Consider the following 16,102-nt stretch of genomic DNA (forward strand, 5'->3'; position numbering starts at 1 on the left):
TAATGAGACATTCAAATGAGATATAACAAATTATTTAACAGCTTGAAAGAAAGAAACCAGCTGGCCTATATTCCGTTTTTACTTCTAGGCGATCCCACTGAGGAGTTATCGTTAAAACTCATCGATACTCTGGTTAAAAATGGTGCTGATGCTTTAGAGTTAGGATTTGCATTTTCTGATCCGGTAGCCGATGGACCAGTCATTCAGGCAGCTAGTCTTCGGCCACTGACAAACGGTTTTTATGTTGATGCTGGTTTTAAGTTAATTTCCCAAGTCCGTGCTAAATACCCTGACTTGCCAATAGGTATATTGACTTATGCCAACCTGGTATTTGCGCCTGGTATCGAGCAATTTTATGATAAAGCTGCTCGCTCTGGTGTGGATTCGGTGCTTATTGCTGACTGCCCTGTGGAAGAGAGAGATTTATTCTCGGCTGCCGCTAGAAACTGTTCCATTGACACTGTGTATATTGCTCCGCCCGATGCTGGGCCTTCGAGTTTGGAATTAATTGCCAATTACAGTCAGGGCTACACTTATGTGTTGAGTCGAAAAGGTATTACTGGCACTGAAAATAGTCAGCAGGAAACTGGCACCGACTTGATTGAACAGTTGAAGCAATTACAAGCACCGCCTCTTGTCCAGGGGTTCGGTATATCAAAGCCAGAGCATGTGCTTCAGGCAGCAGAGGCAGGTGTGGACGGAATAATTACTGGCTCAGCCATAGTTAACTTGATCAATGAGCATTATAATACACCGGATAAAATGTTAGATTTAGTGGCTGATTATGCCAAGACTATGTCTGACGCGGCACATAATGCACGCCACCAACTAAAAATGGTGCATACAATTGAAAAAGGCTCTAACTATGTCGATAGCGGAAACAATCAAACAGCAGCTGCTGGAAATGGAACAGCAAGTTGAAGAAGAAAAACTGTTTTTAGTAGGGTATCTGATTCCAATGGTAGATTTGATACCAGTCGATGATTTGTCTGATGATGAATGGTTTGCGGAGTTTGCGCTGTTTGTAGAAGATGCAGTCGAAGCTGATGGCTTAAGTGACCGTGATGTTGACTTGCTATCTGAATTACTCGATGAGCTGCAACCCGCAGATTAGACCTGAAACATCAGGCCTTGTTTATATTTGGAAAAACTTTTGACTGATAGAATCGTAACGTCGAGTGATATAAAGCCTTTTGAAGTAACGCTTCCGGGTAGTAAATACCTCGCTAACCGCTATATCGTTCTTGCTGCTATTAGCCATGGTACAACTCAGCTTACCAATGTCCCTGCTAATGACGACATAAAAGCTGCTTTACAGGCTATTTCTATTTTAGGCGCAGATATCCAGTGGATTGATGAAAGCAGCGTCAATATCAAGAGCATTGAAAACTTTGAGTTATCTAGTGACTTGATTATTGATTGTCATGACAGCGGGACTCTGGCGCGCTTTATTACTGCGCTGACGGGCTTGTTTTATTCTTCTTCCGGACACTCGATTACTATTACAGGCAGTGCTCAGATGCGGTCGAGGCCAATGAATGAGAGTGTGGTAAGCCTGCAGAATCTTGGAGTCAAAGTAAGCAGTGATAATGGTTATTTACCAATAAAATTGTCCGGTCCGATTGCAGGTGGCTCGTGTGAACTTGATGCCTCTCGAAGTAGCCAATTTCTCAGTGGTTTATTGATTGCGTGTCTTAGAGCAGAAAAAGATACCTTGATTCATTTAAACTCAGAGTTGGTGTCTGAAAGTTATGTTGAGCTAACTTTGCGAGCGATTGAGCTTTTTGGCGGTGAGATAAAAAGAATTAATTGTCGCGAATTTTTTATTCCTGGGCAGCAGTCACTAACAGCTCAGGAAATACAAGTTGCAGGTGACGTGGTTAGCAGCAGCTATTTTATGGCTGCTGCTCTGTTTGCAAAAACATCTTGTACTATAAAGCATTACCACTTCGATTCCCCGCAGGGAGAATCTAAGTTTCCACAGGTACTGGAAAAGATGGGTGCGAAAGTTTATCTGAAGCATGATGATCTGACTGTTGAGTATGATAAACCACTTCAAGGTGTCGAAGTTGATATGGGTAATATGCCGGATGCTGTACCAACTTTAGCAGCTATTGCATGTTTTGCTGAGGGAGAAACCCGAATTACCAATATTGGCCATCTGGCTTTTAAAGAGTCAAACCGAATCGTTGATCTCTGTGAGCAGTTGAGAAAGTTGGGGGCAGATTGTGATTACGATCAATCGAGTATCACCATTCGTGGTTCAAAAGATCTCAATGCAGGTAAAGTCTCCAGTTGTCATGACCATAGGCTCGCCATGAGCCTAGCTTTAATGGGGATCAGGTTACCCGGTCTAGTGATTGAGCATTCTGAAGCGGTGGCCAAGTCATTCCCGGATTACTGGCAGTATGTTGAGCGGATTGGTATGGTTATCGAACCAAACTTAATAAGCAATTAATGATTAGGACTTTTTATGGCTGGTGATAGTTTCGGTACATTATTCAGAGTGACTAACTGGGGTGAGTCTCACGGCAAAGCCATTGGCGCAGTTGTAGAAGGCTGTCCTGCTGGCCTTAAGCTATCCGAGGAAGATATACAGCCATTTCTTGACCGTCGTCGGCCAGGTCAGAGCTCAATTACCACTAGGCGAGATGAAGCCGATCAGGTTCAAATTCTTTCGGGTGTGGTTGATGGGATCACAACGGGTACTCCAATCAGCCTGTTAATTCCTAATAAGGATCAGCGGAGCAAGGACTATTCAGAGTTGCAGTCCATTTTCAGGCCCAGCCACGCTGATTATACTTACCAAAAAAAATATGGTATCCGGGATGTGGCCGGAGGTGGTCGAAGCTCAGCCCGAATCACCGCAGGACATGTTGCAGCAGGCGCTATCGCGCGAAAAGTTTTGCAGCAGGCATTAGGCACGGAAATCGTGGCGTATGTAAAAAGCATTCAGGATCTGAGTATGACTCTTGGCTCTGAGGAAGTGGATGCCAGTCTCATTGAGAAGACCCCGGTACGCTGCCCTGATTTAGTATTAGCCGACGAAATGATTGCTAAAATTGAGCAGGCTCGTAAAAAAGGTGATTCCCTTGGCGGTATTGTTGAGTGCCGAATTAACTCGATTCCAGTAGGTTTGGGTGAGCCGGTGTTCGATAAGCTGGAAGCAGATTTAGCAAAAGTTATGATGGCAATCAATGCCTCTAAGGCCTTTGAAATTGGTTCGGGTTTTGCTGGCACATTATCAAGTGGCTCAGAGCATAATGATGTTTTTATTAATGAGTCAGGCCAGGTCAAAACCAGAAGTAACAATTCGGGTGGCGTATTAGGTGGTATATCTAATGGTATGCCGATCGTTTTTAGGGTTGCTTTCAAGCCTACGCCAACCATTATCAAGGAGCAGGAAACGGTTAACCTTGAAGGAGAAGAAACTATTTTTCATGGAAGAGGGCGGCATGATCCTTGTGTATTACCGAGAGCTGTTCCTATTGTTGAAGCAATGGCGGCATTAGTTCTGTGTGATCATTTCTTACGTTATAGAGCTTATAAAGACCTATTCAACATCGATTAAGTTAATAAGCGATTTTTAAAAAGGGCTGGATTATTCCAGCCCTTTTGCTTTTTTTGCATCTTTGTTGGTCTTAATGCCGTGTCCTAATGCATTCTTTTTAACGTATAAAACAGAAGCAAAGAAATAAACAACGCAAAGAATCGTGACGATGAGTGACCACTGAAATTTTTCTGGCTCAATGATATAGAAGAAGGCATAGAAGAATGGCAATAAAATAATAAAGCCGGTCCAGCCATAAGTATAAGTTTTACCTTTAAACAAACCAGGTAGTGCTATTAGTAAAGGTGCCCACCATATCACGAGCGAAAAGTATACCAGGGATTGGCTTTCATGATTCTTTACGATAAAGAAAGGCATCATAACTACAATCGCCAGGTAGGTTATCAGTCCAATTAATCGATAGCGAAGAGCACTGAGTAAATAGGGATTAAGTTCGTTTTGCATAATGAATGTGTTCTTTTGTGATTTAGCTGACGGATAGTTTTTTACTGAGCTGAGCAATGCGTTTTCCCTGTGCAATACACAGTTTTTTTTCTGACTCTGTAATCTGCTGGCTATTGTCACTGCCAGCCGTATGGGATGCACCATAAGGTGTGCCACCACTTTCAGTATGGATTAACTCAGTTTCCGAATAGGGCAAGCCTGTTATTAGCATGCCATGATGGAGCAATGGGAGCATCATGCTCAGTAATGTAGCTTCCTGACCACCATGCAAAGTACCAGTTGAGGTAAATACGCCTGCTGGTTTGCCTGCTAGAGCACCTGACATCCAAAGGGCTGAGGTGGTTTCAAGGAAATACTTTAAGGGCGAGGCCATATGGCCAAAGCGAGTCGGACTACCTAGAATAAGCCCATGACAAGCTTCCAGCTCTTCAAGAGTGACTATTGGATCGCCTCCATCAGCTGAGGTACTCGACGTAGCGGCCTGCTCGTTTATTGATATCGATGGAACGGTTCTCAGCAAAGCTTCACAGCCATCGACTGTTTCAACACCACGAGCAATCAAACGCGCCATTTGACGCGTATGCCCATGACGTGAGTAATACAGAATAAGAACTTTATGCAAAATGATGCCTATTATTTGAAGTTTACTTGATAACGCTCAGAACGTTTTCAGGTGGACGACCGACCGCAGCTTTATCATTTGAGAATACGATAGGGCGTTCAATAACTTTTGGGTTCGCGACCATCAGCTCAATAATTTGTTCTTTTGTCAAATCAGGGTTATCAAGACCAGCGTCTTTGTATTCTGCTTCTTTGGTGCGGATTATATCGCGTGGTGAAACACCCAGTAATTTCACAATCTGTTTAAGTTTTGTTTTGCTTGGTGGGTTCTTAAGGTATTCGATAACATTTGGTTCAACGCCATTTTCTTGTAATAGAGCCAGGGTTTGGCGTGATTTTGAGCAGCGTGGATTATGTAAGATGTTAATTTCACTCATAATATGATGTAATTTATTAAAACGTAGGGCTATTTTAGGCATAAATGAGCATGGAAAAAAGATGGAAGTGGTTAAAAGCCTTTATTAATTTTGTTTTTAGCCAGTTTAACCGCAAACAAGCGAGTGCCATGGCGGCGGAACTTACCTTGAGCAATATGTTGGCTTTGGTTCCGTTGATGACGGTTGCTGTCAGTCTAATGGCAGTGTTTCCAGCTTTTGAAAGTGTGAATGCCCAGGTCCAGTCGCTAATCTTTGATAACCTGTTACCTGAAACAGGGCTTGCCGTTCAAGAGCATCTCAATGAGTATGTGTCGAAATCAAAAAATCTTTCTGCGATTGGCTTTGGCTTTTTAATCGTCACTTCATTATTGTTGATGCGCTCTATTGATCGATCTATCAATGCGTTGTGGGAGACGCCTACACAACGCAGAGGAATCCATAAAATTCTGGCATATTGGGCCATGTTAACGATGGCACCTATTCTTATTGCTGCCAGCCTGGCGGCATCTTCTTATTTCGCAGCTTTACCCATTGTGTCTCACTTAAGTGGAGTGCTCACCATTGGATTACCATTTATTCTGATCGTTCTCGCTTTCTCAGCTTTATATACCGTTGTACCTTTTACCCAGGTGAAATTTTATAAGGCACTTATTGCCGCATCGATTACCGCGATACTATTTGAATTAGCTAAATACGGCTTTGCTATTTTCGTAACCAAGTTTTCAAGCTATGAGCTAATTTATGGTGCTATTACTGCCATACCCATTTTTTTCCTTTGGGTCTATCTTTCCTGGTCTATTCTGTTGCTCGGTGTGATTATCTGTTTTGGTTTGCACCGTTTTGAAATGGACAGTGAGAAACATGAACATGAGTTTATTTCTATATTAAAAATTCTACAGTTCTTTACTCAGGCGCAAGAAAAGGAAAGTTCGTTGTCGTTACAGCAGCTAAAGAGCAAGTTCAGTTATTTGCATGAGCAGACAGTTCGGGGTTATCTGGAACAGTTATTAAGGCTGAACTTTCTTGCAAAACTTGAAAGTGAACAGTATTGCCTTAAATTGACAGGAAGAAGCTTAACTATTGACGAGGTTTATCGTCGTGGGAACTGGCGTTTGCCGAACAATAACCAGGTGCTGTCAGATGATAAAGATGATATTTTTAGTCAGCCAATCGAGCAGGCAAACCTTGAATTGGATAAAGCACTGGAGATTTCGTTAGTCCCTACGAATTCCAAAGATAGCTAGTTGCGAGCTACTTTCTATGATGTGGGTAACATAGCTGGGATAGTGTTTACCAGAAATCTCAAGCTGCAAAAGTTTTTGACCACCAATTAGACTTTTTGGCGCAATCATAATTGAAGGAAAACTTTCGCCTTGTTTTAAAGTTATGATTGGATGCTTGATAATTTGATCATCCTTGGTCTTTGTCAGATAGTAATTTAATTCTGGATTGCCTCGTAAGTATTCAACACCAATGGTTGCTCCTCTTGCGTGATCAATATTTTGCCACCGACTTATAGCAAGCTGCCAGCGATCAGGTTCTTCATGGTTATTATCGATTCGGATTAATGCAATGCTTCCCACCGCAAGCTGAGCTATCTGTTGTTTATTGTGGCGAATACACATACCACCTTCGCTATAATTTACGGTTTGCCAGTTAATTCCTGTTTTATAGTCATCTCCAAGCAATTCTTTTATTTGAAAGGCAAGGTGTTCATTTATTGTGAGCTTGTTTAGCCCTGAGAGCGTCTTCTGAATTGCATTTGCTCCCCAAACTACATTGACATGGCCCATCATTGGATAGCGGGTCGACTGACGCTTTAGATGCTGGTCGCAATAAGTAAAAATACGATGTAATAATTTCATGGCGAGTTTATTATCAATCGCCTTATAAAATCCGGGTTTTGGCAGCTCCTGACTTTCTTCAAGCTTAAGCATGTGTTGTTCAACTATCTCAAGCAGTTCGTGAGTTAGCAGCAGGCGAAGATGGCCGGAGTCTTCATACTCAGTTTCTTTACTGATAAATAGCGGTTTTTTTCCTTCATTAAGATTGATAATAAAGCAGCGGCTTTCGCTGAAATGCTGAAGGTTTTTATCCAACTTGGCTTTATTTGCCCAATGATAAAAATATTTAAATAAATGCCAATGCAGGTTATCGCCCAGGTGATAGGGATCAATGATGGCCATCAGGCAGCTACGTATATAGGTACCCTCGATAGTCGCCATTGGTTCAAGCGCATCATCCAATGAACTGGTTTTAGTTCGGTGTAAATTTGATTCTTCTGCAAACTCGTACAACATATGGAGCTCATGCCATAGATAGGCTGGAACAGGAGTATGTAATTGATAGTGCTCTATCAGCATTATGCCCAGATAATGTTGTGAATAATTAATAGCCTGGGCCAGTCTTTGATTTTTCTTAAGTGCAAATTTTTGAGTAGATAGCTCATCGACGAGTCGTTTGAATGCAAAGGCCATCTCGGTGCTTAGGGCATGTAGCGACTTAAGTTGGTTATGAGTGACCTTTATTGTTCTTCGGTCGTTATGTTCTCTCAGGTGTTTGCTGATTTGCAAATAACCTTTGCTTAAAGTTAGGAAGTTGGCTTCTCGGTGGGCGGTTTTCTGTTGGCACCGATTAAGCGTTTTTGCAACATTGAGTAGTTCGTGGATAGCTCGATCTATATCGGAGAATGCAAGACGCTCATGCCAGGCGCTGATGGCAGAAGGGGCCGTATCCAGCATGAACTCCTGGCCAGCCTGAAATGATGGGTATGTGAGCTTTAGTTGAGTCATTAATAGCGCCTACCTGGTTATAGTTCTATTATTTGTTCAGTCCACTCAGTATAATATGCACGAAAGTTTATGGTATTTCCACCATTCTATTCAAATTCATTGATTCTAACCTAATGATTTTTAAATGATTATTATGAGACATTTGTGTTTGCGCATACTTCTTGTAGGCCTTGCTACTTTATCGCTTGCTGCTTGCGATAACAGTAAAGAGTTTTCGCTTTTAAACGGTGAGCAGAAGAATCTGTCAGATTACCGTGGTGACTGGCTTGTAGTGAATTTCTGGGCTGAATGGTGTCCACCATGTTTGGAAGAAATTCCAGAACTAAATTTGCTCGCTCAAGAAAACGACAACATAAAGGTTCTTGGTGTGAGTTTTGATAAGTTGCCAAATGATGAGCTTAGTGCGCTGACAGAGAAACTCGACATTCAGTATCCTGTTGTAGCGACCGAGCCTATGCCTTACTTGCCAATGGAACGACCACTAAGTTTGCCAGCCAGTTATATTGTCACGCCTAAAGGTGAGATCATGGGGCCTTTAATGGGCAAGGTCGATCGTCATAAAATTGTAGAGATTATTGAGAAAGTCCAGTCAGCTCAAACTGCTAACTAAGTAATTCTATTGCACGCTCAGGATTAGCCAGTTGCAAATCTTGAGCGAGCATTTTCTGTCAGTATTTCACGAATCTTTTTGTTGACCTCGTCCAGACGTGCTTGAATTCGAGTCTGGGCGTAAGGGTCTTCCGATGTGCCATTAAGGGCCAGTTCAAAGTGCTTCTTCGCTGTTCTTAAGTCGCCCAGCAACAATAAGTATTGACCAGTCGTTTCATGCATTTCAGGTGTCCGGCCAGCCTGAGCCTGTGCTTCGGCAAGTATATAAAGATAACTGGGATTGTGCCGATTGACGTCTACATACCGTAGCAGCAATTTTTCAGCTGCTTCGGGTTGTTTATTATCCAGATAAATTTGCGCAGTTGCTAGAATCAACTTTGTTGAGCCTGGTGTCTTTTCTAGCTGCTTTGTAAGCTCAGGCAGAATTTCGGATGATGTTTTATTGGCTTTGTGGGTTTCTGCGAGGGTAAATAACAGCAAGTGATTATCTGAATGCTCCTGATAAAGGTCAGTTAATATTGATAATGCTTTTTGTGTCTTGCCCCTGCTCTTTAACAGCTCGGCATAAAGATAACGCTCTTCGACCGAACTCAGCTGTTTTTGATTATACTTCTGAGCGAGCAAGCGAAAACTATCTTCACTGTTAATTAAGTCGATACTTTTAATTCGGGCTTTTACTAAGTGGTAATCGAGTGAATTTTCATGCTCAACCTGAGGATACAATTGAGCACGTTCGCGGGCAGCTGCGATTCGGTTTCTGGAAAGCGGGTGTGTTAATAAAATTTCTGGTGGTTTTTGAGTGTAGCGGCTTGCCTGTTGCATAGTTTCAAAGAAATCGGCAGCGGCTCTGACGTCAAAACCAGCACTAGATAACATGGTAATACCAATTCTATCGGCTTCTTCTTCGTTGTCTCTGGTGTGGGAAATAATACTCTGCTGAGCCGCAGCCTGAGTGGCGCTCATTCCAGCAATTCCTGCTTCTGGGTCCTGTGTGGCTGCAATAACCGAGGCTAGCACCCCTAAAATTGTAGGTATTGAGATTTTGTCCTGTTGCTCTAAACGTCTGGCCAGGTGTCTTTGGGTAACATGTGCCACCTCATGGCCTAGCACTGAGGCCAGTTCGCTTTCGCTTTGCGAAGCGGTAATTAGCCCTGAGTGGATGCCTATGTAACCTCCTGGTAAAGCAAATGCATTGATTGAACTTTCTTGTATGACGAAAAACTGGAATTGTCTACCTAAAGCATCAGGGTTGGCTGCGACTAACTTATGGCCTAATTGCTGGATATAGTCTGTGATCAGCGGATCTTTCATTAAATACTGACTACGGCGTATTTGTGTCATTATCCTGTCGCCAATCATCTGCTCTTCAGCTACCGACATGGTTGCACCAGCAGCTTCCCCTAATTTGGGCAAGTCATTGCTTGCGGCCTTTGCCATAACTGGAGAAAGTGCAGTAGATATGCTGAGAGTTAGAGCAAGCAAGCTGTTAAGCTTTGATAGACGCGCTTTTTTTGGTTTTTTCATAAAAGGATTGAATGTCACATGACAAAATTCATAAGCTAGTTACTGTATATGATGGGACTTGTGTGGTAAAAGTTCAATCTCGAACTGTGTATCATGCTCAGAGTTACAAAATCGAGCTAATCTGGATTTTCAATGACGACAATTTTTACTCGTTGGTTCAAGCGCAATTTCTCAAGCCCGGCAACTATTGTGCTAAGCATGTTGCTGATTGTGGGCTTTTTTATCATTTTAACGGTAGGAGACATTCTTGCGCCGATCTTATGGGCGTTAGTTTTTGCTTACTTGTTGGAATCAGTTGTTTCAGTGATGCGGAGGAAAGGCGTACCGCGTATATGGGCTGTGCTTGTTGTTTTTTCAGGCTTTATAGGATTAGCGTTGATTATCCTATTTGGCCTGATTCCACTGGTCTGGGAGCAGGGTGCTAAGTTATTTGCTGAGCTGCCCAATATTATGACTAAGGTTCGAGAGAGTATTCTTGAACTTCCTGAAAAATATCCAAATTTCGTCAGCACTGAGCAGGTTAGTGCCTTTTTTGCCAGCTTGAACAGCGAGTTGGCTAAGTGGGGTGAAGCGATTCTGACTGCCTCTGTCAGCTCATTGATGAGTGTCGCTACCTTAATGGTATACATTATCTTGGTTCCCTTGCTAGTATTTTTCTTCCTAAAAGATCGTAGACAGATCATTGGCTGGTGTACGCAATGGCTACCACAGGAAAGGCACTTAGCTGAAGCTGTATGGAGTGAAGTCAATCAGCAAATCGGCAATTATATTCGTGGTAAAGTTCTTGAAATCGTCATTGTTGGGACCGCATCCTATATTGCATTCCTGATAATGGGTTTAAACTACGCTCTGCTACTTGGGGTATGTGTGGGCTTGTCTGTACTTATTCCCTATATTGGTGCAGCGCTAGTGACTATTCCTGTTGCGTTAATTGCTTTTTTCCAGTGGGGCTTTACCCATGACTTTTACATCCTGATGGTCATTTATCTGATTATTCAGATTCTTGATGGCAATCTGCTCGTACCTTTAATATTCTCTGAAGCAGTGAATTTGCATCCGGTTGCCATAATTGGCTCTATCCTTTTATTCGGAGGTTTATGGGGCTTTTGGGGGGTATTCTTTGCTATCCCATTAGCAATCTTGGTCAATGCAGTTTTGTCGGCATTAAAAGGACATAAATTGCAACTCTACGATGAACAGCAAAGTAATGATTCTCCGGTACAAAAATCACTGGAAGCGCCAGAGCCTACTGAAGATAACTAGTCCATAAAAGCAAAAAGCCTCGAATTAAACGAGGCTTTTTTTATATTCCTATCGGTTATAAAAGTTCGGAAGCGTAATCGGCTAAGCGTGATCGCTCTCCTCGTTTAAGCGTCATATGACCTGAATGTGGCCAGTTCTTGAAGCGATCGACAACAAACGTTATTCCAGAAGTTGTCTCGGTCAGGTAAGGGGTGTCGATTTGCGCGACATTACCCATACAGACCACTTTGGTTCCGGGGCCTGCGCGAGTAATAAGGGTTTTCATCTGCTTCGATGTCAGGTTCTGTGCTTCGTCAATAATGATGAATTTATTGAGGAAGGTTCTACCGCGCATGAAATTCAGAGAGCGAACCTTAATCCATTTTCTAAGCAAGTCATGGGTCACAGCCGTACCCCATTCATCGTTATCAGACGGAGAGAGCACTTCAAGGTTATCCATCAGTGCGCCCATCCACGGAGTCATCTTCTCTTCTTCTGTGCCAGGCAGGAAGCCAATATCTTCACCCACTGAAACGGTAACGCGGGTAACAATTATTTCTTTGTAGCGCTTTAACTCAATCGTCTGCTCAAGTGCTGCAGCAAGAGCCAATAGCGTCTTACCGGTACCGGCGGGACCCTGTAGTGTGACAAAATCCACTTCGGGATCCATCAAAAGGTTAAGGGCATAACTTTGTTCTCTGTTTCTGGCGGTAATGCCCCAGATATTATGACTGTCACTACGATAATCGGTTAACAGTTCTATTGTAGCTGTGTCATGTCCATCTTCCTCTTCAATGGAGCGCACAATGGCTTCAAAGTTATCCTGAGGCTGGAACAGACATTGGTTTAGTGACCATTCGGAAACCAGAGGGCCCTGAATTCGGTAATAAGTCTTGCCTTCCTCTTGCCAGGAATCAATGTCGCGACTGTGAGTATCCCAGAAGTTTTCTGGTAACTCGTAATAGCCGGTATAAAGCTGCTCAACATCATCCAGCACCTTGTCGTTATAGTAGTCCTCGGCATGAACGCCAACGATATTGGCCTTGATGCGTAAGTTGATATCTTTGGAAACCAGAGTAACGGTTCTATCATCATCACGTGCCTGAAGGGCTAGGGCTACGTTGAGGATGGTGTTGTCAGCCTTACTACTAGGAAGCGAATCAGGGAGTCGGTCAATGTGTTCTTTAGTCTGGAAGTAAATCTTGCCGTGTTTGTTTTTATCTTGGATTTGAGGGATTAGGCCGATATGAATGCCCTCGACCATAGGGTCTTCGCCTTCTTCGGCAGCTGACAGAAGATCATCGAGGTAGCGGCTTACTTGCCGAACATTGCGAGCTACCTCTGAAACCCCTTTTTTGCCTGCGTCCAGCTCTTCAAGTACTACCATCGGGATTAAAATATCATGCTCTTCAAAGCGGAATAGAGCAGTGGGGTCGTGCATCAATACATTCGTGTCCAATACGAATAGACGTTTTCCGTCCAGGTTTTCTATTACCATGAGGCACCTCTCAAGTGGTTTATTATAGTGCTTTAACGGCTTCTAATACTTCTTCAACGTGGCCTTTTACTTTGACTTTTCTCCATTCCTGTTTAAGTTTGCCCTGCTCATCGATTAGGAAGGTACTACGCTCAATACCCATATATTCACGGCCATACAGCTTTTTAAGCTTTATGACATCGAAAGCCTTACACATCTCTTCATCTGCATCTGATAGAAGGTCAAATGGGAACTCGTGCTTTTTACGGAAGTTCTCATGCGTTCTAACACTGTCGCGTGATACGCCAAGAATTTCAGTATTATGTTTTTGAAATTGCTTGAAATGATCACGAAAGTCTTGCCCTTCGGTGGTGCATCCAGGGGTATTATCTTTAGGGTAAAAGTATATGACGAGGTTTTTGCCTTTGAAGTCGGCCAGTGAAAGAGTTTTGTCGCCAGTGGCGGGGAGTTTGAAGTTGGGTGCTTTCTTATTAAGCTGTGGTTGGCTCAAATCAGCCTCCTTTAAAAGATTAATAGAGAGTCGTTTTTATCGTTTTCATTATCACTTTACGTCAGAAAAAAAATTGTCGCAAGCAATCCTGCCTTTTTTGTGATTTTGCTTGTTTTTACTGGGCTCGCTGGCTAACATAGCCCGCAAACAAGGGCGAGCCCAAAGGAATTATTCATGTTTTCAGGTAGTATCGTTGCAATTGTCAGCCCTTTGCTGTCTGACGGTTCAATAGATGAAAATGCGTTAAGAGAGCTTATAGAGTGGCACATAAATGAAGGTACTCATGGTATCGTCATTATGGGAACTACTGGCGAGTCTGCGACTGTTGAGAGCAAAGACTATCAGGCAGCCATTGAGCTGACGGTTAAGCAAGTAGCTGGTCGTGTTCCGGTTATAGCTGGTACCGGCTCAATCAGCACAAAGAAAACGATAGCGTTAACGCAACAGGCAGAGGCAATGGGCGTTGATGCTGCTTTGGTGGTTACTCCTTACTACTGTAAGCCCAGTCAAGAGGGCTTGTTTCAGCACTTTAAGGCTGTAGCTGAAAATACTAAGCTTCCCATTATCTTATACAACGTTCCGGGACGCACTGCCTGCGATCTAAATCCGAACACGGTTGCGCGCCTTGCTGAATTGAACAATATAGTAGCTATAAAAGAAGCAACTGGCGATATCTCCCGCGTTGAGGAACTAAATCGAGTCTGTAAGACTCCAATCACCCTGTTAAGTGGTGATGATGCTACCGCTCTAGAGTTTATGAAGCTGGGTGGTCATGGTGTCATTTCTGTTACTGCCAATGTGGCGCCTGCACTGATGAGCAAAATGTGTGAGTTAGCCAAAGCAGAGCAATGGAAACAAGCCACTGTTATAAATGAAAAACTGTCAGCTTTACACCAGGATCTGTTTGTTGAAGCGAACCCAATCCCTGTTAAATGGGCATTGGCTAAAATGGGTAAATGTGAAGAAACAATTTTGTTACCTTTGACCGTATTGGCTGAGCAGTATCACTCACAAGTATTACAAGCGTTGGAACAAGCGAATGTCGACATTAAATAAGTATAAAACACTATTAATTTTAAGCTCTATTGCTGCAATTTCTTCTTGTAGCTGGTTCTCTGCCAAAGATGGCACTGAGGATATAGATGATCGCTATATGCGCAGTCAACAAGGTCCACAATTGCAAGTGCCGCCAGTCACAGAGCAGATCGACGTTGAAGATCGTTATCGAGTGCCTGAAGGTGTCATCATCACTAACCGTGATGCAAAAGGAAAAAAGCTTAGCCTAGACCCACCACAGTTATTGTTAGTCGGTGGTGATGGTGTACGTGAAGACTCCGAGCAGGCCCAGCCAACTGTTTGGATTCGTCACCAGAATACTCCTTTCATGGATTATGTATCTCGATTCATGGATCAAAAAAACATTCCTGTTTTATCATCAAGTGATACACAAGTGACCACAGACTGGATTACCGATGAAGATGAAACCACTTTGGCGAACTATATTGGCTCCTATAATTTAGATGGACAGCGTCACAGACTAACCCTTGAGATTGTTGGCCAAAATGCCAACGAGATAGCACTTCAGGTTCGTAACACAGAGAGTCAGCGTTTAGTTCAAGATAAATGGGCTGCAATGGCTCCTTCTAAGACGGTTGCCAGCCAGTTTCTGAATGCGTTCCTTGGTTTCTATGATACTGAGCGCACTAAAGAGGCGCGTCAGCGTATTCTAGAAGAGGGAACGATTAACGTGAACCTTGGAACAAACCAGCAAGGGAATATTGCTCTTACAGCTGAACGCGAGTTCCTGGCAGTATGGGATCAATTACCAAAAGTACTAGAGGATTTGAACCTAACGGTTTCTGATCGAGATCAGTCGGCTGGCATCTACTACTTTAATGCCAAAGAACCTGAGACTGGCTTCTGGGCCTGGTTGTGGAATGATGACGAGGCTAATCCAAAAGTTGAGATGGAGCCGGGTGACTATCAGATTCTTGTTGAAACGACTACTTCGGGTGTGAGTATGACCTTCAAAGATGACGAAGGAAACTTGCTCGATGCAAATATAGTAACTCGAATTTACCCGGAGTTTGCAGCAAGCTTCAAAAGTCGTGCAAAGCAGTAGACGATTAAAAGTTGCATCGCTGGGCTCAGGGAGCAAAGGCAATGCAACGTTAGTTTCCAATGGAGAAGTTACAGTCATGGTTGACTGTGGCTTCACCGTCAAAGAAGTTCTGAAACGATTACCTCGTATCAATCTTGAGCCAGAGCAAATCGATGGGATTCTGGTGACACACGAACACCAGGATCATATCAGTGGAGTGGGTGCTTTAAGCCGAAAGTTCTCAATACCTGTATGGGCAACTCGAGGAAGCCTATTATCAGGCAAGTGCGGTAACTTACCTGAATATAATGTGATTGAAGGCTTCAGCCCTTTTTCTATAGGTAGTTTAGATATTACGCCATTATCTGTTCCTCATGACGCGCGCGAACCGTGCCAATTCCTCTTTACCCAGGATGAACTTCGCCTTGCCATTCTTACCGACCTCGGATGTTTTACCCCAAGAATCGTTGAGCAATTGACTCCATGTCATGGGATTTTGCTTGAATGTAATCATGATGAAGAGATGTTATGGAATGGTCCTTACCCTGACCGCCTGAAGCAGCGCGTAGCAGGAAGAATGGGGCATATGAGTAACCGACAGGCTATAGAGTTATTACAACAGATGGATACAGACGCTTTGCAGCTTGTTATAGCGACACACCTGAGCGAACAGAATAATTGCCCTAAACTGGTCGGTGACTTACTGGCAGAAACTCTGGACTGGCCGGTTGAACAAATTAAAATCGCTGAGCAGGATATGGGTTTTGGTTGGCATGAACTGGTACTCGAGTCAAACAGAGTGTTTGAATCGGTTTAGCAACTTTTCTTTGAAA

Annotated in this window: 17 protein-coding genes; 10 read left to right on the forward strand and 7 right to left on the reverse strand. The window is 43.2% G+C overall.

Going from position 1 to position 16,102, the window contains the following annotated elements:
• Positions 1-15: 15 nt before the first annotated feature.
• The 4 genes from trpA to aroC are packed head-to-tail and all read left to right on the forward strand — an operon-like array spanning position 16 to position 3,571.
• Positions 16-921, forward strand: coding sequence for a tryptophan synthase subunit alpha (gene trpA / locus B158_RS0112165; RefSeq protein ID WP_018625664.1), 906 nt, complete (start codon positions 16-18; stop codon positions 919-921).
• The gene (locus B158_RS0112170; protein ID WP_018625665.1) at positions 905-1,114 is read left to right on the forward strand and encodes a hypothetical protein; all 210 of its coding nucleotides are present in this window, start codon (positions 905-907) and stop codon (positions 1,112-1,114) included. Before trpA ends, B158_RS0112170 begins: the two co-directional genes overlap by 17 nt.
• Positions 1,115-1,153: 39 nt before the next feature.
• Entirely contained in the window at positions 1,154-2,458 is a 1,305-nt protein-coding gene (gene aroA / locus B158_RS0112175; RefSeq protein WP_018625666.1) for a 3-phosphoshikimate 1-carboxyvinyltransferase, read from the forward strand.
• Between the two features lie 15 nt (positions 2,459-2,473).
• Positions 2,474-3,571: a chorismate synthase gene (aroC, locus tag B158_RS0112180; protein WP_018625667.1), complete on the forward strand. Its 1,098-nt coding sequence runs from the start codon at positions 2,474-2,476 to the stop codon at positions 3,569-3,571.
• A gap of 30 nt (positions 3,572-3,601) precedes the next feature.
• Here the strand turns inward: aroC and B158_RS0112185 are convergent, their stop codons facing one another.
• From B158_RS0112185 to arsC, 3 genes are read right to left on the reverse strand one after another with little or no spacing between them, the layout of a single operon-like run.
• Positions 3,602-4,015, reverse strand: coding sequence for a DUF2069 domain-containing protein (locus B158_RS0112185; protein WP_018625668.1), 414 nt, complete (start codon positions 4,013-4,015; stop codon positions 3,602-3,604).
• A gap of 22 nt (positions 4,016-4,037) precedes the next feature.
• A complete protein-coding gene (gene wrbA, locus B158_RS0112190) occupies positions 4,038-4,637 on the reverse strand; it encodes an NAD(P)H:quinone oxidoreductase (protein WP_026309394.1) in 600 nt (199 codons plus the stop codon).
• A 22-nt stretch (positions 4,638-4,659) separates the two neighbouring features.
• Entirely contained in the window at positions 4,660-5,013 is a 354-nt protein-coding gene (gene arsC, locus B158_RS0112195) for an arsenate reductase (glutaredoxin) (RefSeq protein ID WP_026309395.1), read from the reverse strand.
• A 50-nt stretch (positions 5,014-5,063) separates the two neighbouring features.
• Here arsC and B158_RS0112200 point away from each other — a divergent pair, with 50 nt between their 5' ends.
• Positions 5,064-6,257 (forward strand): YihY family inner membrane protein, encoded by a 1,194-nt coding sequence (locus B158_RS0112200; protein WP_018625671.1) that lies wholly within the window; start codon positions 5,064-5,066, stop codon positions 6,255-6,257.
• Here B158_RS0112200 and B158_RS0112205 read toward each other — a convergent pair.
• Positions 6,228-7,805 (reverse strand): hypothetical protein, encoded by a 1,578-nt coding sequence (locus B158_RS0112205; RefSeq protein WP_018625672.1) that lies wholly within the window; start codon positions 7,803-7,805, stop codon positions 6,228-6,230. The two genes, B158_RS0112200 and B158_RS0112205, sit on opposite strands and share 30 nt — an antisense overlap.
• A 148-nt stretch (positions 7,806-7,953) precedes the next feature.
• Here B158_RS0112205 and B158_RS0112210 point away from each other — a divergent pair, with 148 nt between their 5' ends.
• The gene (locus B158_RS0112210) at positions 7,954-8,415 is read left to right on the forward strand and encodes a TlpA family protein disulfide reductase (RefSeq protein ID WP_228127102.1); all 462 of its coding nucleotides are present in this window, start codon (positions 7,954-7,956) and stop codon (positions 8,413-8,415) included.
• A 23-nt stretch (positions 8,416-8,438) separates the two neighbouring features.
• Here the strand turns inward: B158_RS0112210 and B158_RS0112215 are convergent, their stop codons facing one another.
• Positions 8,439-9,938, reverse strand: a complete 1,500-nt coding sequence (locus tag B158_RS0112215; RefSeq protein ID WP_018625674.1) for a M48 family metalloprotease — start codon at positions 9,936-9,938, stop codon at positions 8,439-8,441.
• Between the two features lie 132 nt (positions 9,939-10,070).
• On the opposite strand from B158_RS0112215, the gene B158_RS0112220 reads away from it, so the two are divergent.
• Complete coding sequence (locus B158_RS0112220; protein ID WP_018625675.1) at positions 10,071-11,201, forward strand: AI-2E family transporter; 1,131 nt, start codon at positions 10,071-10,073, stop codon at positions 11,199-11,201.
• 55 nt (positions 11,202-11,256) lie between these two features.
• On the opposite strand, the gene B158_RS0112225 is transcribed toward B158_RS0112220, so the two are convergent.
• Together B158_RS0112225 and bcp are read right to left on the reverse strand one after the other, a co-directional pair.
• Complete coding sequence (locus tag B158_RS0112225; protein ID WP_018625676.1) at positions 11,257-12,678, reverse strand: PhoH family protein; 1,422 nt, start codon at positions 12,676-12,678, stop codon at positions 11,257-11,259.
• A gap of 22 nt (positions 12,679-12,700) precedes the next feature.
• Positions 12,701-13,168: a thioredoxin-dependent thiol peroxidase gene (bcp, locus tag B158_RS0112230; RefSeq protein WP_018625677.1), complete on the reverse strand. Its 468-nt coding sequence runs from the start codon at positions 13,166-13,168 to the stop codon at positions 12,701-12,703.
• A 174-nt stretch (positions 13,169-13,342) separates the two neighbouring features.
• Between bcp and dapA the strand changes: the two genes are divergently transcribed.
• Genes dapA through B158_RS0112245 form a run of 3 tightly spaced genes read left to right on the forward strand, consistent with a single transcriptional unit; the run spans position 13,343 to position 16,086 of the window.
• Positions 13,343-14,224 carry a 4-hydroxy-tetrahydrodipicolinate synthase gene (dapA, locus tag B158_RS0112235; RefSeq protein ID WP_018625678.1) on the forward strand — a complete coding sequence of 294 codons (882 nt, stop codon included), beginning with the start codon at positions 13,343-13,345 and terminating at the stop codon, positions 14,222-14,224.
• Entirely contained in the window at positions 14,208-15,290 is a 1,083-nt protein-coding gene (gene bamC / locus B158_RS0112240; RefSeq protein ID WP_018625679.1) for an outer membrane protein assembly factor BamC, read from the forward strand. The genes dapA and bamC overlap by 17 nt, the downstream gene beginning before the upstream one ends.
• Positions 15,277-16,086 (forward strand): MBL fold metallo-hydrolase, encoded by an 810-nt coding sequence (locus B158_RS0112245; protein ID WP_026309396.1) that lies wholly within the window; start codon positions 15,277-15,279, stop codon positions 16,084-16,086. The genes bamC and B158_RS0112245 overlap by 14 nt, the downstream gene beginning before the upstream one ends.
• The last annotated feature ends 16 nt before the right edge of the window (positions 16,087-16,102 follow it).

This window comes from Kangiella aquimarina DSM 16071, assembly GCF_000374105.1.
In the GTDB taxonomy this organism is placed as follows: Bacteria; Pseudomonadota; Gammaproteobacteria; order Enterobacterales; family Kangiellaceae; genus Kangiella; species Kangiella aquimarina.